The sequence below is a fragment of the Allobosea psychrotolerans genome (assembly GCF_002917105.1).
GTDB lineage: Bacteria > Pseudomonadota > Alphaproteobacteria > Rhizobiales > Beijerinckiaceae > Allobosea > Allobosea psychrotolerans.
The window spans coordinates 53,393-74,022 of sequence record NZ_PQFZ01000017.1; the positions used below are offsets into that span (position 1 = coordinate 53,393).

At 66.5% G+C, this 20,630-nt stretch carries 16 protein-coding genes; 14 read left to right on the forward strand and 2 right to left on the reverse strand.

What is annotated here, in order from left to right:
- The first annotated feature begins 2 nt into the window (after window positions 1-2).
- From phnX to CYD53_RS23080, 3 genes are all read left to right on the forward strand, one after another.
- Window positions 3-788, forward strand: a complete 786-nt coding sequence (phnX, locus tag CYD53_RS23070) for a phosphonoacetaldehyde hydrolase (protein ID WP_103720494.1) — start codon at window positions 3-5, stop codon at window positions 786-788.
- A gap of 14 nt (window positions 789-802) precedes the next feature.
- Window positions 803-2,323 (forward strand): alkaline phosphatase family protein, encoded by a 1,521-nt coding sequence (locus tag CYD53_RS23075; protein WP_103720434.1) that lies wholly within the window; start codon window positions 803-805, stop codon window positions 2,321-2,323.
- A gap of 193 nt (window positions 2,324-2,516) precedes the next feature.
- Window positions 2,517-3,677 carry an extracellular solute-binding protein gene (locus tag CYD53_RS23080; RefSeq protein ID WP_210202413.1) on the forward strand — a complete coding sequence of 387 codons (1,161 nt, stop codon included), beginning with the start codon at window positions 2,517-2,519 and terminating at the stop codon, window positions 3,675-3,677.
- Window positions 3,678-3,683: 6 nt separating this feature from the next.
- On the opposite strand, the gene CYD53_RS30015 is transcribed toward CYD53_RS23080, so the two are convergent.
- Window positions 3,684-3,890: a hypothetical protein gene (locus CYD53_RS30015; protein WP_146055983.1), complete on the reverse strand. Its 207-nt coding sequence runs from the start codon at window positions 3,888-3,890 to the stop codon at window positions 3,684-3,686.
- On the opposite strand from CYD53_RS30015, the gene CYD53_RS23085 reads away from it, so the two are divergent.
- Genes CYD53_RS23085 through CYD53_RS23095 form a run of 3 tightly spaced genes read left to right on the forward strand, consistent with a single transcriptional unit; the run spans window position 3,883 to window position 7,125 of the window.
- Window positions 3,883-4,980 (forward strand): ABC transporter ATP-binding protein, encoded by a 1,098-nt coding sequence (locus CYD53_RS23085; RefSeq protein ID WP_103720435.1) that lies wholly within the window; start codon window positions 3,883-3,885, stop codon window positions 4,978-4,980. The two genes, CYD53_RS30015 and CYD53_RS23085, sit on opposite strands and share 8 nt — an antisense overlap.
- 4 nt (window positions 4,981-4,984) lie before the next feature.
- On the forward strand, window positions 4,985-5,905 hold the full coding sequence (locus CYD53_RS23090; protein WP_103720436.1) for an ABC transporter permease: 921 nt from the start codon (window positions 4,985-4,987) through the stop codon (window positions 5,903-5,905).
- A complete protein-coding gene (locus tag CYD53_RS23095) occupies window positions 5,902-7,125 on the forward strand; it encodes an ABC transporter permease (protein WP_103720437.1) in 1,224 nt (407 codons plus the stop codon). The genes CYD53_RS23090 and CYD53_RS23095 overlap by 4 nt, the downstream gene beginning before the upstream one ends.
- A gap of 193 nt (window positions 7,126-7,318) precedes the next feature.
- On the opposite strand, the gene CYD53_RS23100 is transcribed toward CYD53_RS23095, so the two are convergent.
- The gene (locus CYD53_RS23100) at window positions 7,319-8,554 is read right to left on the reverse strand and encodes an amidohydrolase family protein (protein ID WP_103720438.1); all 1,236 of its coding nucleotides are present in this window, start codon (window positions 8,552-8,554) and stop codon (window positions 7,319-7,321) included.
- 296 nt (window positions 8,555-8,850) lie between these two features.
- On the opposite strand from CYD53_RS23100, the gene CYD53_RS23105 reads away from it, so the two are divergent.
- The 8 genes from CYD53_RS23105 (at window position 8,851) to CYD53_RS23140 (ending at window position 20,624) form a co-directional block, all read left to right on the forward strand.
- Window positions 8,851-9,720, forward strand: coding sequence for an ImuA family protein (locus tag CYD53_RS23105; protein WP_103720439.1), 870 nt, complete (start codon window positions 8,851-8,853; stop codon window positions 9,718-9,720).
- Complete coding sequence (locus tag CYD53_RS23110) at window positions 9,626-11,170, forward strand: Y-family DNA polymerase (protein ID WP_103720440.1); 1,545 nt, start codon at window positions 9,626-9,628, stop codon at window positions 11,168-11,170. Before CYD53_RS23105 ends, CYD53_RS23110 begins: the two co-directional genes overlap by 95 nt.
- Before the next feature lie 10 nt (window positions 11,171-11,180).
- A complete protein-coding gene (locus CYD53_RS23115) occupies window positions 11,181-14,774 on the forward strand; it encodes an error-prone DNA polymerase (RefSeq protein WP_103720441.1) in 3,594 nt (1,197 codons plus the stop codon).
- 174 nt (window positions 14,775-14,948) lie between these two features.
- Complete coding sequence (locus CYD53_RS23120; protein WP_103720442.1) at window positions 14,949-16,547, forward strand: ABC transporter substrate-binding protein; 1,599 nt, start codon at window positions 14,949-14,951, stop codon at window positions 16,545-16,547.
- Between the two features lie 199 nt (window positions 16,548-16,746).
- Window positions 16,747-17,700: an ABC transporter permease gene (locus CYD53_RS23125; RefSeq protein ID WP_103720443.1), complete on the forward strand. Its 954-nt coding sequence runs from the start codon at window positions 16,747-16,749 to the stop codon at window positions 17,698-17,700.
- 1 nt (window position 17,701) lies between these two features.
- The gene (locus tag CYD53_RS23130; protein WP_103720444.1) at window positions 17,702-18,592 is read left to right on the forward strand and encodes an ABC transporter permease; all 891 of its coding nucleotides are present in this window, start codon (window positions 17,702-17,704) and stop codon (window positions 18,590-18,592) included.
- Window positions 18,593-18,594: 2 nt separating this feature from the next.
- The gene (locus CYD53_RS23135) at window positions 18,595-19,632 is read left to right on the forward strand and encodes an ABC transporter ATP-binding protein (RefSeq protein WP_210202414.1); all 1,038 of its coding nucleotides are present in this window, start codon (window positions 18,595-18,597) and stop codon (window positions 19,630-19,632) included.
- On the forward strand, window positions 19,629-20,624 hold the full coding sequence (locus CYD53_RS23140) for an ABC transporter ATP-binding protein (RefSeq protein ID WP_103720445.1): 996 nt from the start codon (window positions 19,629-19,631) through the stop codon (window positions 20,622-20,624). Before CYD53_RS23135 ends, CYD53_RS23140 begins: the two co-directional genes overlap by 4 nt.
- Window positions 20,625-20,630 lie beyond the last annotated feature (6 nt).

Genomic DNA, 20,630 nt, shown 5'->3' on the forward strand with positions numbered 1-20,630 from the left:
GCATGAGCAAATTCAAGGCGGTGGTGTTCGACTGGGCCGGCACCATGATCGACTTCGGCTCATTTGCGCCGATGGGCGCCTTTGTCGACACCTTCGCCAAATTCGGCGTCGCGGTGACGATCCCCGATGCCCGCAAGCCGATGGGCCTGCCCAAGCGCGCGCATATCGCCGCGATGCTGGCGGAACCCCATATCGCCGAAGGCTGGCGGGTCGCGCAGGGTGCGTTGCCCGATGAGGCCGCGATCGATGCCGTCTACAAGCTCTTCGTTCCCCTCAACGAGGAGGTCGTGAGCAATTACTGTACGCTGGTGCCCGGCGCGCTCGAAACCGCCAATCATATCCGCGCCAAGGGCATGAAGATCGGCTCGACCACGGGCTATACCCGCTCGATCATGCAGCGCGTGCTGCCGCTGGCCGCCGCGCAGGGCTACGCGCCCGACAATCTCGTCTGCGCCGACGATCTGCCGCTGGGACGGCCGACCGCGATCGGCATGTATAAATGCTTCCTCGATCTGATGGTCCATCCCGCCTCGGCCGTGATCAAGGTCGACGATACCGAGCCCGGCATTGCCGAGGGCGTCGAGGCGGGCTGCGTCACGGTCGGTTTGACCCTGTCGGGGAATGAGGCCGGCCTGACGCCGGATGAACTCGCCGCGCTCTCGCCTGCGCAGCGTCAGGCGCTGCATGAACGTGTTGCCGCCAAGCTGATCGCGGCCGGTGCGGACTATGTCATCGGCACCGTCGCCGAATTGCCGGCCCTGATCGACCGGTTGGAGGACGACCGCTGAGAGATGGCGACGGCATGAAGCCCAACGTCCTCCTGATCACCGCCGACCAATGGCGCGGCGACTGCCTCTCGGCCATTGGCCATCCTTGCGTGCGGACGCCGAATATCGACGCGCTGGCAGCCGAGGGCGTGCTGTTCGCGCGGCATTATGCCGGGGCCGCGCCCTGCTCGCCGGCGCGGGCGGCGCTCTATACCGGTCTTTACCAGATGAACCATCGCGTCTGCCGCAATGGCTCGCCATTGGACGATCGCTTCGACAACCTCGCCAGGCTTGGCCGGCGGGCCGGCTATGACCCGACGCTGTTCGGCTACACCGATGTCTCACTCGATCCCCGGACCCTGCCGCCGAGCGATCCGCATCTGACGACCTATGAGGGCGTGCTGCCGGGCTTTTCCGTGCGTGAATTGCTGCCCGAGCACGAAAAGCCCTGGCTGTCCTGGCTCCGCTCGCGTGGACACGAGAGGGCGACCGATCGTGATGTGCATGCGCCGGCAGGGCAGGGAGCCGAGGTCGGCAACGCGCCCCCAGCCTATGGCCGGGACGAAACCCAGACCGCCTATCTGACCGATGCCTTCCTGCGCTGGCGCTCCGAGCAGGATCGGCCCTGGTTTGCGCATCTCTCCTTCTTGAGGCCGCATCCGCCCTTCGTCGTGCCAGCGCCCTACAACACGATGTTCACCGCGCAGGACGGGCCGGATTTCGTCCGTGCGCCCGACCGCGCAGCCGAGGCGGCGCTTCACCCTTATCTTGCCTTCCAGATCGCGCAGAACACGCAATCCGGGTTCGTTCGGGGCGCGAGCGGGCGCGTCCAGGACTGGAGCGCCGGGGAGCTCGCCACACTGCGCGCCGTCTATTTCGGCATGATCGCCGAGGTCGACGCCCAGCTCGGCCGGATCTTCACCGCGCTTCGCGACAATGGCGAATGGCAGAACACCGTCATCATCTTCTGCTCCGACCATGGCGAGATGGCCGGCGACCATTGGCTGCTCGGCAAGGGCGGCTTCTTCGAAGGCAGCTATCATATCCCGCTGGTGATCCGCGATCCGGCCCAGTCCGCGCATGCCGGCCGCAGGATCGAGCAGTTCACCTCGGCTGCCGACATCATGCCGACGCTGGCCGAGCGGCTCGATCAAGCGCCCTTGAACCATCAGGATGGGCGCTCGCTGCTGCCGTTCCTGGCGGGGCGGGCGCCGGCTTCCTGGCGTGACGCTGCTTTCTGGGAGTTCGATTTCCGCGACATCGAGACCGGTGTGGCGGAGCGCCATTTCGGCCTCGGCTCCAACGCCTGCAACCTCTCCGTCATTCGCGACGAGGCCTATAAATACGTCCATTTCGCCGGCTTGCCGCCGCTGCTTTTCGACCTGAAGAGCGATCCTGCCGAGACGCGCGATCTCGCATCCGACCCGGCCCATCTCGCGGTCAGGCTGCATTATGCGGAGGAGCTGCTCGCGCTGAGGGCGCGGCATCTCGACCAGACGCTGGCCTATACGCATCTCTCCGATCGCGGTCCGCTCGTGAAACCCGTCGACGTCTGAAGCCCGGGCGCGCCGTCGCCGGCTTGTCGCAATCGCGCGGCATGCCCATGGCCCGAGAAGCTGGACCCATAAAATTCGACCTGTGGCTCTAATCTTGCTTGCCGCTCCCCCATAACAATCCAGGGGCGCGCCGGCTCGAAGCCGGCTTCCGATCAGAAGCAGACGCAGCGCAACGCAATCACAGGGGATCACGATGTCCAAGACGCCTGGAACGTCCAAAAAGCCTGGAACCGCCTTCGCCCGCCGTGACGTCCTCAAGCTCGCCGCCAAGTTCGCCACCATGGCCGGCGTCGCCATGCCGGCGCTGATCAGCCGCGGCGCTCTCGCCTCCTCGGGCGAGATCAACATCATGATGTGGTCGGACTATCTGCCGGAGAGCTTCGTCAAGGGCTTCACCGAGAAGACCGGCATCAAGGTCAATTTCACCGGCATCGGCTCGAATGACGACATCCTCAACAAGATGAAGGCTTCGAACGGGCAGGGCTTCGACATCGTCACCCCGACGGTGAACCGCAGCCCGCTCTGGAAGGATCTCGGCCTCTTGATGCCCTTCGACATGAAGAAGGTCGCGATCGCCAAGGTGAACCCGGCCATGGCGCTGGGCGAGACGCACTGGAACTTCGCCGGCAAGGGCAGCCATTGGCTGCCGCATATCTGGGGCACCGAGGGTGTCGCCTGGCGCACCGACAAGTTCACGCCCGCCGGCCCCGCGCCGAGCTATTACGACGTCTGGGACGACGCCAATGCCGGTAAGACGATGGGGCGCGGCCATTCGATGATCCTCGGCCTCGGTCTGGGCATGGAGCGGCGCGGCGAACTGGCGCCGGGCTCGGTCTGGGAGGCCTACAAGACGCCCGAGAAGATGACGGAGGTCTGGACCAAGCTGACCGAGGTCGCGATCAAGAAGAAGAAGAACATCAAGCTGGTCTGGAACGATGCCGACGCCCAGAAGAACGGCCTGCTCAACGAGGGCGTCATCGTCGGCCAGACCTGGGACGGCCCGCCGATCGCGCTCAAGACCGCCGGTGAGCCGGTGATGTACCGCGCGCCGGTCGAGGGCGCGATGGCCTGGGTCGACGGCCTTTCCCTGCCGATCGGCGCCAAGAACATCGATCAGATCTACGCCTTCATCGACGCCTGCTACGATGCCAAGCTCGCAGGCGAGGCGATCAAGACCCATGGCTACAACTCGCCGGTCATCGGCGCCGACAAGTTCGGCGGCGAGGTCTACGCCAAGAACTTCGCCGACGCCTATCCCGGCGACTCGCTGGCCAAGCTGAACCCCTGGCCGGCCGAGGCGCCCTGGTATGCGTCCAAGCGCTCGGAATTCACCAACAAGTTCATGAGCGCCTGAGGCCTGTCACGCGGGCACTTCCTTTGCCACCGCCGCGCCGTCATCCCGGCCGGAGCGCCGGGATCCATTCCAGAACAGTTCAGGAATGGATCCCGGATCGGCGCGGCTTCGCCGCTTGTCCGGGATGACGGCGCGGTGAAACAGCGGTGATTGTGCCAGGCGAATAGGCCGCTCCGTCCACAGCCCCCTCCGATCCAGGACCAGCATGAACACCAGGGACGTCGTCCTCGAGCACGTATCGATCCGCTTCGGAAACTACAGGGCCGTCGAGAACGCCCATCTCTCGATCAGGGGCGGCGAGTTCTTTTCGTTCCTGGGGCCGTCGGGCTGCGGCAAGACCACCTTGCTGCGCTGCATCTCGGGCTTCGTCCAGCCGAGCGAGGGCCGCGTGCTGATCGGCGGCAAGGATATGAGGAATGTCGGTCCCAACAAGCGGCCGACCGCGCTGATCTTCCAGAATCTCGCGCTTTTTCCGCTGCTCTCGGTCGCCGAGAACATCGCCTTTCCGCTCGAGGTGCGTGGCGTCGGGCGTAAAGAACGCCGCAAGCGCGCCGACGAATTGCTCGAGATGATCGCGCTGCCCGGCACCGGCGACAAGAAGGTGCACGAGCTCTCGGGCGGACAGCGGCAGCGCGTCGCGATCGCCCGCGCGCTCGCAGCCGAACCCGACATCCTGCTGCTCGACGAGCCGCTCTCGGCGCTCGACCTCAAGCTGCGCCAGCATATGCGCACCGAATTGCGCGCCATCCAGCAGCGTGTCGGCCTGACCTTCATCTATATCACCCATGACCAGGGCGAGGCGCTGACCATGTCGGATCAGGTCGCGGTGATGAATGCCGGCGTGGTCGAGCAGGTCGGCGATCCGCAGACGATCTACAACCGGCCCAAAACCCCCTTCGTCGCCTCCTTCGTGGGCGAGACCAATGCGATTCCCGGCGCCGTCATGAATCAGCAAGGCGCATTGGTGACGCTCGACACCGCGCTCGGTCCGCTCACCGGCCAGTCGGCAGGTGGGCGCGACTATCAGGCCGGCGAGCGTTGCACCTTGTTCGTCCGGCCCGAGCAACTCGCTCTTGCCGACGCGCCCCCTGCGACGAACGCGATCGCCGCCAGGCGCGTTAACGAGGAGTTCGAAGGCTCGATCCGCACGCTCTTCCTCAACGCCAACGGGGTCGATCTGCGGCTTTACCGCATGAATGCCGATGCCTCCGGCCCGGCGCTCGCGGCTGACGGCACGGCCAGCATCTGGTTTCGCCCGGAGCATGCGACCGTTCTTCCCGCCGATCCGTCGCGGAGCGGCTGAGGCCATGGCAGCGCTTCGTCAACTCTGGAGCACCATCGCCGACCGGCACGGCCTGGGCGTCGCGGTCTTCATCGGCGTCGCGGTGCTGTTCTGGGTGCTGGTCCTGATCGTGCTGCCGCAGCTGGCGATGTTCGACGTTTCGCTGCGCCACAACCTGCCGCGCCCCGAGATCGGCGGGCCGGCCGATGTCTACACCTTGAAGAACTACAGCTATTTCCTGTTCGGCAACGGCGCGCTGAACACGCTCGACATCGGCGTGCTGGTCAAGACCTTGATCGCTGCCGTCATCGTCACCCTGCTCGACATCGTCATCTGCTACCCGATCGCCTTCATCCTCGCCCATTCCGCCACCGGCGTCGCGGCGCGGATGATGGTCATCGGCCTGATCGTGCCCTTCTGGATCAACGATATCCTGCGCGCCTTCGCCTTCCGCATCCTGTTCGGCGCGACAGGCGTCATCAACGGCATCGGCCAGGCGCTGGGCCTGTGGTCGAGCCCGATCGACTTCATCCGCGCCGATGTTGCGCTCTATGCCGGGCTTGCCTATACCTACACCCTGCTGATGGTGTTCTCGATCTACAACGCGGTCGAGACGCTCGATCGCAACCAGATCGAGGCGGCGCGCGACATGGGCGCGAGCTGGTGGCGGGTGCATTGGCGCGTGGTGCTTCCGGTCGCCAAGCCCGGCATCGCATCCGGTGCGACCATGGTCTTCATGCTGACGGCCGGCGCGCTCGCCGCCCCGCAGATCCTCGGTGGCCCGTCCAATCTCTGGTTCACCCAGATCATCTATCAATGGTTCAACGATGCCGGCGACTGGCAGCGCGGTTCCGCCTACGCCACCATCCTGCTCGTTGTCTGCCTCGCCTTCGTCTTCCTGATGATGCGCGTCTTCAAGGTCTCGATCGGAGCGATCGGGCGATGACGAGAGGTTTGGGCGGCGGCCTCTTCGCATTCAGCTACGCGCTGTTGTTCTTCCTCTTCCTGTTCGGCCCGCTGATCATCATGGTGATCACGGCCTTCAACTCCTCCGCTTTTCCCCGGGTGGTGCCCTGGGAGTGCTTCACCACCGACTGGTTCGGCGTGCTGGTGCGCAATGAGCGCTTGATGAGCGGGCTGTGGACCAGCCTCGCGATCGGCGTCGCGGTGGTTGCGATCGCGGTGCCGTTCGGGCTGGCGGGCGCGCTTGCACTCGCCGATATCGGCCCGCGCCTGCGGGCCGGGCTCTACGCCGTGCTGATCACGCCGATCCTGATCCCCGGCGTCGTGCTCGGCATCTCGACCATCGTCTTCTGGAGCTTCGTCGGGCGCGGGGTGGGCGCCAGTTACGATACGGTCTTCTACAACGGCTTCTTCCTGACGCTGCTCGGGCAGGTCGCCTTCATCGCCTCCTATGCCATGCTGGTCCTCAACGCCCGGCTTCAGCGCTTCGATCCGACGCTGACGGAAGCCGCGCTCGATCTCGGCGCGACGCCGGGCCAGGCCTTCCGCAGGATCCTGCTGCCCTTCATGAAGCCGGCACTCGGCTCGGCCGCCTTCATCACCTTCCTGGCCTCGTTCGAGAACTACAACACCACCGTCTTCACCATCCTTTCCGGCAACACCTTCACCACGGCGCTGGCCTCGAAGGTCAGGCTCGGCACCGACCCTTCGCTCTCGGCGCTCGCCGTCATCATCATTGCGGTGACGCTGATCGGCGCGATGGTCAGCGAGGCCCATACCCGCCGCCAGGAGCTTCTGCGCAGCGGCAAGGCCGGCCAGTCCCGGTTTTACGCCAACCCGCTCTCGCGCCTGCTCACGCATCCCGGCGCGGTCCTGGTTCTGCTCCTTGGCGTGACGGGCTTCATCGCCTGGTCGGCAAGCCGCGTCGACGCGAATGTCTGCCGCGCCGCGATCCTGCAGGAGAAGCAGCAATTGCAGGAAAGGCTGATGCAGGAGCAGCGCAACCGCATCCAGCAGCAGGCCCCGGCGCAGCCGGCAACGCCGTCGCCCTCCAACAACCCGTCTCCCTTCGGCGGCGCCTTCAATCCGAATTCGCTGGCGCCGCCGGTCCAGCCTGCACCTCCGGCCGCGCCGCCGCCGTCGAACAATCCTTCGCCTTTCGGTGGGGCCTTCAACCCGAATTCACTTGCCCCCAAGCAATGACGGCGCGTTTCAGAGGACAGACAGCAAGATTTAGCGGCCATTTGAGACTTGAGCCCTCATCCTGAGGAGCCGCGAAGCGGCGTCTCGAAGGATGCTCCAGAAGGTTCTGGAGCCTCTGCAAGCATCCTTCGAGACGCCATTCCCTTGGGAATGGCTCCTCAGGATGAGGGCTGAGGGGAAACTCAGGCAGTCTTTAGGGTTTGTTCAAGCTCGCCGCCGGGCGCGAAAAGCTCTGCCTGCCGTTCTTGAACCCCAGAACCGGTTCGGCGATCTCGGCGAGCGCGTCGGTGGCGCTACGCGAATCCAGTACGATCAGATCGGCCGGGTTGCCGAGCGCGATGCCGTAATCATCGAGCCGCATCAATCGCCCCGGCAGCGTCGTGACGAGATCGATGCAAGCGCTGAACCCGTCCGGCCCGATCTGGGCGGTATTGGCGTAGAGATTTGCCATCCGCAGCAGCGAACAATCGCCGAAGGGCGTGAACGGGTTCAGCACATTGTTGGTGGCGATCGAGCAGGTGACGCCATGGCTGAGCAGGCGATGGGCCGGGGCCAGCCCGCGCGGCACGTCATGCGTCGCTTCCCGACCCATCAGATAGAGATCGGTCGCCGGCAGGACGGTCACCGCGATGCCGGCCTCGGCCAGGCGTTCGGCCGTCCTTGCGAAGGCATCGGGCGGCAACGCCGAGAGTTTCGTGACATGGCCGATGGCGACGCGGTTCCGGTAGCCGCGCCGCAGCGTCTGGCGACAGACCTCGTCGAGATGCATCCAGGACGGGTCGAGATCGAAATCGAGGTGGAAATCGAGATCGAGATCGAAGCGTTCGGCCAGGCAGAACAGCCGCTCGATCTGCAGATGCGGGTCGCTGTCGGTATAGGGGCAGCCGCCCAGCACATCCGCGCCGTCGCGCAGGGCCTCGACCAATAGCTCCTCCGTGCCGGGATCATTGATCAGCCCCTCCTGGGGGAAGACGCAGATCGAGAGGTCGAGCCCCCAGGCATAATCGCGCTTCAGCGCCTTGATCGCCTCGAAGCTGCGCAGGCCGGCGCGTGGATCGACCTCGACATGAGTACGCATCCGCGTCGTGCCCTTGGTGATCGCCTTCTCCAGCACCTGCGCGCCGCGCGCATGGACGTCCTCGACGGTGAAATCGCGCTTCATCGCGGAGACCGCGCTGATCGCCTCCTTCAGGCCGCCACGAATATGTCCGCAGCGGCCGAGCAGGCAGGCTTTGTCGAGATGGATATGGCTGTCGACGAAGCCCGGCAGCACCGCACGGCCGTCGACGACGATCTCGGGAGCGTCCGCGACGATCCGCGGCGCGATGGCGGCGATGCGGCCTGAGCTGACGCCGATATCGACCAGGCCGTCATGGCCGCCGAGATTGGCCTGGCGGAAGATCAGATCGAAGGCGCTGTCGCTGGGCATCGGTCTCGGCCTATCGGGAAAGGCGGTCACGCGATCGGCCGCTCCGGCCCTCATGCTGGAAAACAGCATGACGGCTCCGAATGGCTCTGACCACAGTTGAAATGCCGACTGCAGTTTATGTGCCGCGGCGCGTCGGGGACCGAGTCTGCGCAGCCTGCGCCGGGACAAAGCCGAAAGCCATGGCCGGCGAAAAACATGGCCGAGACAAGTGCCTTCCAACGCGGTCCCCGATTCAAGCGACTCGCCTTCGCGTGGAGCACGTTCTATATAAGAACAAAGAGAGAACAATCGCTGCGATGAACCCAAAACCCGCCCCTCTCGTCCTGGCCGACCTGCGGCGCAGCCTTGCCGAAGCGGCGCTGCGTACCGCGCCGGCGGCGGTCGGGCGTGTGAGCTTCGGCGCGCCTGCTCTCGATGAGCCGCTGGGCGGAGGCATCGCGCGCGCGGCGCTGCATGAGGTTTATGCGCCGGGAACGGCGGACCTCGCTGCGGCGACGGGTTTTGCCGTGGGGCTGACGATCCGGGCGGCGCAGATGGGCCAGGTCCTCTGGGTCAGGCAGGATGTTCTCGATGCCGAGACCGGGCGTTTGCACCCGCCGGGGCTGGCCGAGCTTGGTCTCGACCCGGCGCGCATCCTTCTGGTGCGGGCGCGCGATGCGCAGGATGTGCTGCGAGCCGGCGCGGAGGCTGCGCGCTGTTCGGCGCTGGGTGCGGTGCTGATCGAGCCCTGGGGCGAGCCGCGCCTGTTCGATCTGACAGCGAGCCGGCGATTGGCGCTGGCGGCGGAGGCGTCCGGCGTCACGACGGTGCTGCTGCGTGCGAGCGCCCGGCAGGATGCCAGCGCCGCCCGAACCCGTTGGCTGGTGCGCGCTTTGCCGTCGCGGGCCCTGGAGGCCAACGCGCCGGGCGATCCGGCTTTCAGTCTCAGGCTGCTGCGCGATCGCGGCGGCCTGGGTGAGCGTGAGTGGCGTGTGGAGTGGGATCGTGACCGACAATCTTTCCACGAGAGAGCTGCCTTCCAGGCAAGACCTGCCTTCCAGGAGAGAGCCGGCAACCAGGGGAGAGCACAGGATGCCGCGCCGCTATCTCGCCCTCTGGTTCCCTTTCCTGCCGACGGACCGGCTGCGGAGGGTGCGCGGGATCCCGGCTTCCGGCGGGCGGTCTGAGCCGCCGCTGGTGGTGGTCGAGACGGTGCGTAACGCGCTCCGGCTGGTCGATTGCGACCAGAATGCCGTCAGGCTCGGGCTCACGCGTGGGCTGACGCTCGCCGATGCGCGCGCCCGGATTCCGGACCTCGTCGTAGTCGAGGCCGAGCCGCAGGCCGATCAGCGCCTGATCGAGCGGCTGGCCGCCTTCTGCGACCGTTTCACCCCGCTGGTCGCGCTCGATCCGCCTCACGGCCTGCTGCTCGACATCACCGGCTGCGCCCATCTCTTCGGCGGCGAGGCGGCGCTGCGGGCCGTGATCGCCGAGCGGTTGCGGGCAGGCGGGCTCCATCAGCGCAGCGCGATCGCCGGGACGCCGGAAGCGGCGCATGCGCTCTGCCGCTTCGGCGCGGGCGGCATCGTGCCGCCGGGCGAGGACGAGGCGATGATCCGCCCCTTGCCGGTCGCGGCCTTGGAGGTCGCCGCCGAGACCGTCATCGCCTTGTCCCGGGCCGGGCTGAAATCGGTGGCCGACCTGGCCGAGCGGCCCTCCATGGTCCTGTCCGCCCGTTTCGGCGAGGATCTGGCGATCCGGCTCAGACGGGTGCTGGGCCGGGAGGATGTCCGGATCACGCCGCTGCGCCCGGCGCCCGCCTGCATGGTCGAGCGGCATTTCGCCGAGCCCCTGCTGGACATGCAGGGGCTGGAGGCGGTGGTGATGCGCTTGATCGCGGAGGCTGCCCGCCTGCTGGAACAGCGTGGCGAGGGCGGGCGCGCCTTCGAGATCAGCCTCTTCCGCACGGATGGTGCGGTCAGGCGGCTGGGTATCGAGACGGGCCGTCCCTCGCGCGACGCTGACGCCATCCTCAGGCTCTACCGCGAACGCATCGACACGCTGGCGGACCCGCTTGACCCGGGCTTCGGTTTCGATGCGATCCGCCTCGCCATCCCGGTCTGCGAGCCGCTGAACACGCATCAGCCCAGCCTGGACGGGCGCGCCGTCGAGGACGAGGCGGTGGCCGAGCTCCTCGACCGCCTGGTCACCCGTTTCGGCCGCGACCGTGTGCTGCGTTTTGCCGCGCGGGACACGCATGACCCGCGCCGCGAGGCGAGGGCGGTTCCGGTCGCCACCCCCGCATCAGCGATCGCCTGGCCCATGCCGGAGCCCAACGAGCCGCCGACGCGCCCGCTCCAGCTTTTCGAGCCGCCGCAGCCGATCGAGACCTTGGCCGAGGTGCCGGACGGGCCGCCCTTGCGCTTTCGCTGGCGGCGCGTGCTGCATGAGATCGCCCGCGCCGAGGGGCCCGAACGCATCGCCCCGGAATGGTGGCGCGACGGGCCAGCTGAGCCGGCGCGCGACTATTACCGTGTCGAGGACGCGCAAGGGCGCCGCTTCTGGCTCTTCCGCGCCGGGCTCTATGAGCGCGAAAACGAGATGCCGCGCTGGTTCCTGCACGGGCTTTTCGCGTGAGAAACTTGGCATGAATCAACCTCTGAGCGCTTACGCCGAACTCATTGTGGCAACGAACTTTTCCTTCCTGCGCGGCGCCTCGCCCGGGCCCAATCTGGTGCTGAGCGCCCTGCTGCTGGGCCATGCCGGCATCGGCATCGCCGACCGCAACACGGTCGCAGGCGTGGTGCGGGCCTGGAGCTCTCTTGAATATCTGCGCGAGCATGGCTTGCCGGAGCCCGAGAAGATCCGCGAAGGCGGCAGTCCGGGCGAATTTATCTGGGTCGAGAACCCGGCCTTCGCCGATCTGCCCTTCACCGGAGAGCAGCTCCAGTGCATGGCCCGGGCCTTCAAGCTCGCGGTCGGCAGCCGGCTCGTCTTCGCCGACGGCACGCCCGACATCGTCGTCTACCCCGCCAATCGCGCCGGCTGGGGGAGGCTCTGCCGCCTGCTCAGCCAGGGCAATCTGAGGGCGCGGAAGGGTGTCTGTATCCTGCATCTCGACGATCTGCTCTCGGATGCGCGCGACCTGTTGCTCATCGTCATGCCGGGCAAGCGCCAAGATGCTCTGCCCGCGCTCCTCGCCCGGCTCACCGAGGCCGCACCCGGCGCGGTCTGGCTGGCGGCCAGCATGCATCGCAAGGGCGACGATCGCCGCCGTCTTGCCCGGCTGAAGTCGATTGCGGCTGCGACCCGCACGCCGCTGCTGGCCACCAATGACGTGCTCTACGACGCCCCCGAGCAGCGCGATCTGCAGGATCTGCTGACCTGCATCCGCGAGGGCGTCGCCATCGACCAGGCGGGCCGCTTGCTCGAGGCCAATGCCGAGCGCCATCTCAAGACCGGGCAGGAGATGACGCGGCTTTTCCGCGATGCGCCCGATGCGATCGCGGAGACCGGCCATCTGCTCGGCCGCATCGAGTTCGACCTCCGAGAACTGGAATACGAATATCCGGACGAACCGGTGCCGCCGGGCTGGACGGCGCAGGGCTGGCTTACGGAGCTGGTCCGCAAGCGCGCGCAGATGCGCTATCCCGATGGCGTACCCGCGAAGGTGCAGGCGCTGCTCGACCAGGAACTCGTCTTGATCGGGAAGCTTGAATACGCCCGCTATTTCCTCACCATCCGCCAGATCGTCGAATTCGCCGATGGTGAGGGCATCCTCTGCCAGGGCCGGGGCTCGGCTGCCAATTCCGCCGTCTGCTATGTGCTGGGCATCACGGCGGTCGATCCGGCCGAGAACGACGTGCTCTTCGCCCGTTTCATCTCCGAGGAGCGCCGCGAGCCGCCCGATATCGACGTCGATTTCGAGCATGAGCGGCGCGAAGAGGTGATCCAGTGGATCTATGAGAAATACGGCCGCCACCGCGCCGGCATCGCCGCGACCGTGATCCATTACCGGCCGCGCAGCGCCATCCGCGACGTCGGCAAGGCGCTGGGCCTGACCGAGGACGTCACCGCCCGACTCGCGGACACGCAATGGGGTAGCTGGGGCACCGAGATCGGCGCCAATCATGTTCGTCAGGCCGGGCTCGATCCGACGAACCCGACGATCCTGCGCGCAGTCGGCTTCGCGCTCAGGCTGCTCGGCTTCCCGCGCCATCTCTCGCAGCATGTCGGCGGTTTCGTGCTGGCGCGCGGCCGCCTCGACGAGATGGTGCCGATCGGCAATGCCGCGATGGACGACCGCACCTTCATCGAATGGGACAAGGACGACATCGATGCGCTGCGGCTGATGAAGGTCGATGTGCTGGCGCTTGGCATGCTGACCTGCATCCGAAAAGCCTTCGACCTGCTGCGCGAGCACGAGGGTAAGGATTTGGGGCTGGCCGATGTCCCCAAGGATGACGAAGCGACCTACGACATGCTGTGCGAGGGCAAGTCGCTCGGCGTCTTCCAGGTCGAGAGCCGGGCGCAGATGAACATGCTGCCGCGTCTGAAGCCCCGCGAATTCTACGATCTCGTCATCCAGGTCGCGATCGTCCGGCCCGGCCCGATCCAGGGCAACATGGTCCACCCCTATCTCAAGCGGCGCACGGGGGTGGAGGAGGTGACCTATCCCTCGCCGTCGCCTGAGCACGGCCCACCCGACGAACTTGTCGAGGTGCTCAAGAAGACCGAAGGCGTGCCGCTCTTTCAGGAACAGGCGATGAAGCTCGCCATGGTGGCGGCGAAATTCACCGATCCCGAAGCCAATCGGCTGCGCCGCGCCATGGCGACTTTCCGCAATCTCGGCACGATCGGCCAGTTCGAGGAGATGATGGTCGGGCGCATGGTGGCGCGCGGCTATGAGCGCGATTTCGCCCAGCGCTGCTTCGACCAGATCAAGGGCTTCGGCAGTTACGGCTTTCCCGAGAGCCACGCCGCTTCCTTCGCCAAGCTGGTCTACATCTCCTCCTGGCTGAAATGCCACCACCCCGCGATCTTCGCCTGCGCATTGCTGAATTCGCAGCCGATGGGGTTTTACGCGCCGGCGCAGATCGTCCGCGAGGCGCAGGAGAATGGCGGCGTGGAGGCGCGCGCCATCGATGTGAACTTCAGTGGCTGGGACAACGGGTTGGAGGCAGTCGAAAGCGCAGGCTCTGGTCTGACCGGAACAGGCGCGGGGAATCCTCTCCCGGAGGGAGAGGGCAGGGTGAGGGGTAGGCCGTTTGAGGTTTGGCCGAAGCCTCACCGCAGCGCCGCTGAAAAGGGGCGCTCCACTGGTCAAGCGGCCTACACCTCACCCCTGCCCCTCTCCTTACAGGAGAGGGGTTCTTCCAGCGCCTGTTTCGGAGATGGAGTGGGGGAGCCGAAGCAAAAACGCTCCTTCGCGCTCCGCCTCGGCTTCCGCCAGATCGACGGCTTCCAGGAGGAATGGGGGTTGCGCATCGCCAAGGCCCGCGGCGAAGGTTATGCCGACGTCGAAAGCCTCGCCCGCCGCGCCAGGTTGCCGGCCCGCGCCATGCGCCTGCTCGCCGATGCCGACGCCTTCCGCTCGCTCGGGCTCGACCGGCGCGAGGCGCTCTGGGCCGTGCGCCGCTTGCCCGACGACGAGGCGCTTCCTCTGTTTGCGGCGGCGCAGGCGCATGAACTGGGGGAAGAACCCGTCATGGCGCTACCCGTCATGCCGTTGCCCGAGCATATCGTCGCCGACTACCAGACGGCGCGTCTCTCGCTGAAGGGCCATCCGATGGGCATGCTGCGGCCGCTCTTCAGGCGGGAGGGGGTGTTGAGCTGTGCGCAGACCGAGGCGAAGCCGGACGCGGCCTGGGCGCGCACAGCCGGCGTCGTGCTGGTGCGCCAGCGCCCGGGCAACGGCAACGCGGTCTTCATCACGCTGGAGGATGAGACCGGCATCACCAATGTCGTGCTCTGGGCGCGGCTGTTCGAGCGCTTTCGCCGCGAGGTCATGGGCGCGCGGCTGCTCCTGGTCGAGGGCCGGGTGCAGAAGAGTCCGGAAGGCGTGACGCATCTGATGGCGCAGCGCGTGATCGACCGTACTGCCGACCTGCTGAAGCTCTCGGATACGCACCGCCCTGAGAGCGCCTCGACACTGACCGAGGCCCCCCTGCCGCCGCAGATTGCGGGCGGCCGCCACCCGCGCAATGTCCGGATTCTGCCGAAATCGCGGGATTTCCATTGAATTCGAACCATGCCTATTTAAGAGGCAATGGCGACTGCGCGTTCTCTAGGCAAAATCTTTGCATGACGGTTGCGTCGGCAAAGATCGAGGCGGCGCATGGTGTTGCTCCGCCGCGCCTTACTGGCACAGCCTTTGCTCAGGCTTCTTCGAAATCATCCATTTCGGAGTTAGCTGATGATCCGTTCCGCTCTCGCCTTGTCCTTTGCCGCCGGGCTCCTGCTCGCGGCGCAATCGGCTTCCGCCCAGGGCACGCTGCGGATCGGCATGACGGCCTCCGACATTCCGCTGACCACCGGCCAGACCGACCAGGGCGGCGAGGGCATGCGCTTCATGGGCTATACGGTCTATGACGGGCTGATCAACTGGGACCTCAGCAAGGCCGACAAGGCCTCCGACCTGGTGCCCGGCCTCGCCACGAGCTGGACCGTCGATGCCGCCGACAAGACGAAATGGACCTTCGTGCTGCGCGAGGGCGTGAAGTTCCATGACGGCTCAGAGTTCACTGCTGACGCCGTCGTCTGGAACCTCGACAAGCTTCTGAAGAACGACGCTCCGCAATTCGACCAGCGCCAGGCCGCGCAGGGCCGCTCGCGCATCCCCGCTGTCGGCACCTACAAGGCGATCGACAAATACAAGGTCGAGATCGTCACCAAGACGCCCGACGCGACGCTGCCCTATCAGATCGCCTGGATCATGATGTCCTCGCCGGCGCAATGGGAGAAGCTCGGCAAGAGCTGGGATGCCTTCGCCAAGACGCCTTCGGGCACCGGCCCCTGGCAGCTCACCGCCTTCCAGCCGCGCGAGCGCGCCGAGCTCTCGCCGTTCCCCGGCTATTGGGACAAGGCGCGCGTGCCCAAGCTCGACAAGCTCGTGCTGCTGCCGCTGCCGGAGCCCAATGCCCGCGCCGCCGCTCTGAGGGCGGGGCAGGTCGACTGGATCGAGGCGCCGTCGCCCGATCTCGTGCCCTCGCTCAAGAGCGCCGGTTTCCAGATCGTCACCAATGCCTATCCGCATAACTGGACCTGGCATCTCTCCCGCGTCGAAGGCTCGCCCTGGAACGACATCCGCATCCGCAAGGCGGCCAATCTGGCCGTCGACCGCGAGGGGCTGAAGGAGTTGCTCGGCGGCATGATGATCCCGGCCGAGGGCTTCTATCCACCCGGCCATCAATGGTTCGGCAATCCCAGCTTCAAGCTGAAATACGACCCCGAGGCTGCCAAGAAGCTGCTCGCCGAGGCCGGCTATTCGCCTGCCAAGCCGGTGCAGACCAAGATCCTGATCGCGCCCTCCGGCTCCGGCCAGATGCAGCCTCTGCCGATGAACGAGTTCGTCCAGCAGAACCTCGCCGAGGTCGGAATCAAGATCGATTTCGAGGTCGTGGAGTGGAACACGCTGATCAACATCTGGCGCGCCGGCGCCAAGCATGAATCGTCGCGTCAGGCGACGGGCATGAACTACACATATTTCATCCAGGATCCCTTCACCGGTCTGATTCGGCATCTGCAGTGCAACCTGCAGCCGCCGGCGGGCACCAACTGGGGCTATTACTGCGATCCGGACATGGACAAGCTCTTCGAGCAGGTCCGCACTACCTTCGATCCGGCTGAACAGACCAAGGTGCTGCAGAAGATCCATGAGAAATATGTCGACGAGGCGCTGTTCCTGATGGTGACGCATGACGTCAACCCGCGCGCCCTGAGCCCCAAGGTGAAGGGCTTCATCCAGGCCCAGAACTGGTTCCAGGACTTCTCTCCGATCACGATGGCGAAGTGAGGTGATGTGATGGCTGCGCCCGCGATCGTCGTCATTCTCGGGCGTAGCCCCCGGGTCCGATCTTCGATCGGCCCAAGGATAAACTCCGCGCAGACCCGAGAATCTCGTGACAGGAAGGCGCTGGTTTCCGAGATGGTCGGGTCCGGCCGACCATGACGCGCGGGTCACGCCGCGCATCTGGAGTGACGATGGCAACCCCATGCTGAGCTATCTCGCCAAGCGCATCCTCTATGTCCTGCCGGTCGCGTTCGGCGTCAGCCTGTTCTGCTTCCTGCTCGTGCATATCGCGCCCGGTGATCCGCTGACTGCGGTGCTGCCGCCTGACGCTTCGCAGGCGATGCAGGACGAGTTGCGCAAGATCTACGGCTTCGACCGGCCGCTGCCGATCCAGTTCGGCCTCTGGCTGCTGAAGGCGCTGCAGGGCGATCTCGGCACCTCGATCGCCACCGGCCGCCCGGTGGCGGCCGAGGTCTGGCGCGCGGTCGGCAACACGCTGCTGATCGCGGTGCTGGCGACGGTGATCGGCTTCCTGCTCGGCTCGTTCTTCGGCTTTGTCGCGGGCTATTTCCGCGGCTCCCTCCTCGACAAATTCGCCTCGATGCTGGCGGTGCTCGGCGTCTCCGTGCCGCATTACTGGCTCGGCATGGTGATGGTGATCGTGTTCTCGGTGCAGCTCGGCTGGTTGCCGCCGGGCGGGGCGGGGCCGGGCGGTTCGGCCGCCTGGATCTGGGATTGGGAGCATGTCAGCTACATGATCCTGCCAGCCATCACGATGTCGGTGATCCCGATGGGCATCATCGCCCGCACCGTGCGTGCGCTGGTCGCCGACATCCTGAACCAGGAGTTCGTCCCGGCGCTTCGCGCCAAGGGGTTGATGGATTTCGGCGTGTTCAAGCATGTCGTGAAGAATGCGGCTCCTACCGCGCTTGCCGTGATGGGGCTCCAGCTCGGCTATCTGCTCGGCGGCTCGATCCTGATCGAGACCGTGTTCTCCTGGCCGGGCACCGGATTCCTGCTCGGCAACGCGATCTTCCAGCGCGATCTGCCGTTGCTGCAAGGCACGATCCTGGTGCTCGCGATGTTCTTCGTGGGCCTGAACCTGCTCGTCGACATCCTGCAAGGGCTGCTCGATCCGCGCGTGCGGAGGCGCTGAGATGACCACGCTCACCGAGGCCGCCGCGCCCGTCGTCGCCCCGCTCGCCAAATCGCCGGGCTATTGGGCCGGTGTGTTCAGGCGCTTCAAGACCGACAAGGTCGCGGTCGGCGCCGGCATCGTCGTCCTGCTGATCATCCTGATGGCGATCTTCGCCGATTATATCGCGCCCGCCGATCCGACGCGCTCCTCGATGCTGCGGCGGCTGCGCCCGATCGGCACGCCGGGCTATCCGCTGGGCGCCGACGAGCTTGGCCGCGACATGCTCTCGCGCTTGATCTTCGGCGCCAGGCTCTCGCTCTTCATGGGCGTGGTGCCGGTCTTCATCGCCTTTGTCTTCGGCTCGCTGATCGGCGTCGCAGCCGGCTTCTTCGGCGGCAAGTTCAACACCATCACCATGCGCACGGTCGACGTGTTCTACGCCTTCCCCTCGGTGCTGCTGGCGATCGCGCTTTCGGGCGCCATGGGAGCCGGCATCGCCAATTCGCTGCTGTCGCTGACCATCGTCTTCATCCCGCCGATCGCGCGCATCGCCGAGAGCGTGACGACGCAGGTGCGCGGCATGGATTATGTCGAGGCCGCGCGCGCCAGCGGAGCCGGAGCCGGTACGATCATCCGCGTGCATGTGCTCGGCAATGTGCTGGGGCCGATCTTCGTCTATGCGACCAGCCTGATCTCGGTCTCGATGATCCTGGCCTCGGGCCTCTCGTTCCTGGGGCTCGGCACCAAGCCGCCGACGCCGGAATGGGGGCTGATGCTGAACACGCTGCGCACCGCGATCTATGTCCAGCCCTGGGTGGCGGCCCTGCCGGGCGCGGCGATCTTCATCACCTCGATCTCGTTCAACCTGCTCTCGGACGGCTTGCGCTCGGCGATGGATGTGAAGGGCTGATCATGGCTGAGACCCCGACCCTGGACGAACGCGACCGCGGCGGCGCCGGAACCCCGCTGCTCGAGGCGCGCACCCTGACCAAGCATTTCCCGCTCGGCGGCGGCGCGGTGGTGCGCGCGGTCGATGGCGTCGATTTCGCCGTGCTCAAGGGCGAGACGCTCGGCGTCGTCGGCGAATCCGGCTGCGGCAAATCGACGACGGCGCGCGTCGTGATGCAGCTCATTGCGCAGGACAAGGGCGAGATGCTGTTCGACGGCGAGATCGTCGGCGGGCTCTCGCTCAGCCTGAAGGAATATCGTCGCCAGGCCCAGATGGTCTTCCAGGACAGCTACGCCTCGCTCAATCCGCGCCTGACCATCGAGGATTCGATCGCCTTCGGGCCGACGGTGCATGGCGTCTCGAAGCAGGCCGCGATCCTGCGCGCCCGCGATCTCCTGCTGCGCGTCGGGCTCGATCCCGCTCGCTTTGCCGCGCGCTACCCTCATGAGCTCTCCGGCGGGCAACGCCAGCGCGTCAACATCGCGCGCGCGCTCGCATTGGGCCCGCGCCTCGTCATCCTCGACGAAGCGGTCTCGGCGCTCGACAAATCGGTCGAGGCGCAGGTGTTGAACCTGTTGATGGATCTGCGCCAGGAGTTCGGCCTGACCTACATCTTCATCTCGCACGACCTCAACGTCGTTCGCTTCATCAGTGACCGCGTCATGGTGATGTATCTTGGCGAGGTGGTCGAGATCGGCCCGGTCGATGAGCTCTATGACGATCCGCGCCACCCCTATACCCGCGCATTGCTCTCGGCGATGCCCTCGATGGATCCGGACAACCGCACGATGGAGGCGCCGCTCGCCGGCGATCCGCCCAACCCGATCAATCCGCCCGAGGGCTGCCGCTTCCATCCGCGCTGCCCGCAGGCCCAGACCGTCTGCGCCAAGGTCAAGCCCGTGCTCGCGACAGCGGGCGAGGGCGCGCGCCAGGTCGCCTGCCATATGGAGGTCGCCGGCTCCGGCCATAGCCGCGCGCCCAAGCTGGAGGAGGCTGCGTGACCGCCCCGCTCGTCGCCCAGCCTCTCGTCGCTATCGAGAACCTCACCGTCCGCTTCCGTGGCGCGCAGAACGTCCATGCCGTCAACGGCGTCTCCTTGACGCTGGAGCCCGGCAAGGTGCTCGGCATCCTCGGCGAATCCGGCTCGGGCAAGAGCGTCACGCTGAAGACGCTGCTGCGGCTCCTGCCCGAGAGCCGCACCGATATCGGCGGCACTGTCCAGGTCGATGGTCGCGATGTGCTGGCGCTGAACCCGCAGGACCTCTCCGATTATCGCGGCGCCGTCACCTCGATGATCTTCCAGGACCCGATGCTGGCGCTGGACCCGGTCTATACGATCGGTGAGCAGATCGCCGAGGCGATCGTCCGGCATGAGAAGATCGGAAGGAAAGCCGCGATGGCGCGCGCGCTCGAACTGCTCGAGCTCGTCCGCATTCCCTCGCCGGAGCGGCGGCTCAAGGCCTATCCGCATGAGATGTCGGGCGGCATGCGCCAGCGCGCCATGATCGCGCTCGCACTCGCCGCGCGTCCCAAGCTGCTGCTGGCCGACGAGCCGACGACGGCGCTCGACGCCACCGTGCAGATCCAGATCCTGCTGCTGCTGCGCCAGCTCCAGCGCGACCTCGGCATGGGCGTGATCTTCGTCACCCACGATATCGGCGTCGCGGTCGAGATCTCGGACCGGCTCGCGGTGATGTATGCCGGTCAGATCGTCGAGACCGGCACGGTGCGTGAACTGCTCCGCGATCCGCAGCACCCCTATACCAAGGGCTTGCTCGCGGCGAATTTGCACGGCGCCAGGAAGGGCGAGCGGCTGGAGGCTATCCCCGGCGCGCCGCCGGCCCTGAACGAGCCGCCGGCCTCCTGCTCCTTCGCGCCGCGCTGCAAACACGCCCAGGAGCGTTGCCGCGCCGCCTTGCCGCCGGTCGTGACGCTGGGCGAGGGGCGCCTGGTGCGTTGTGTCCTGGCCGAGGACGCGCTGGCTCCGGCCTGACGCGCG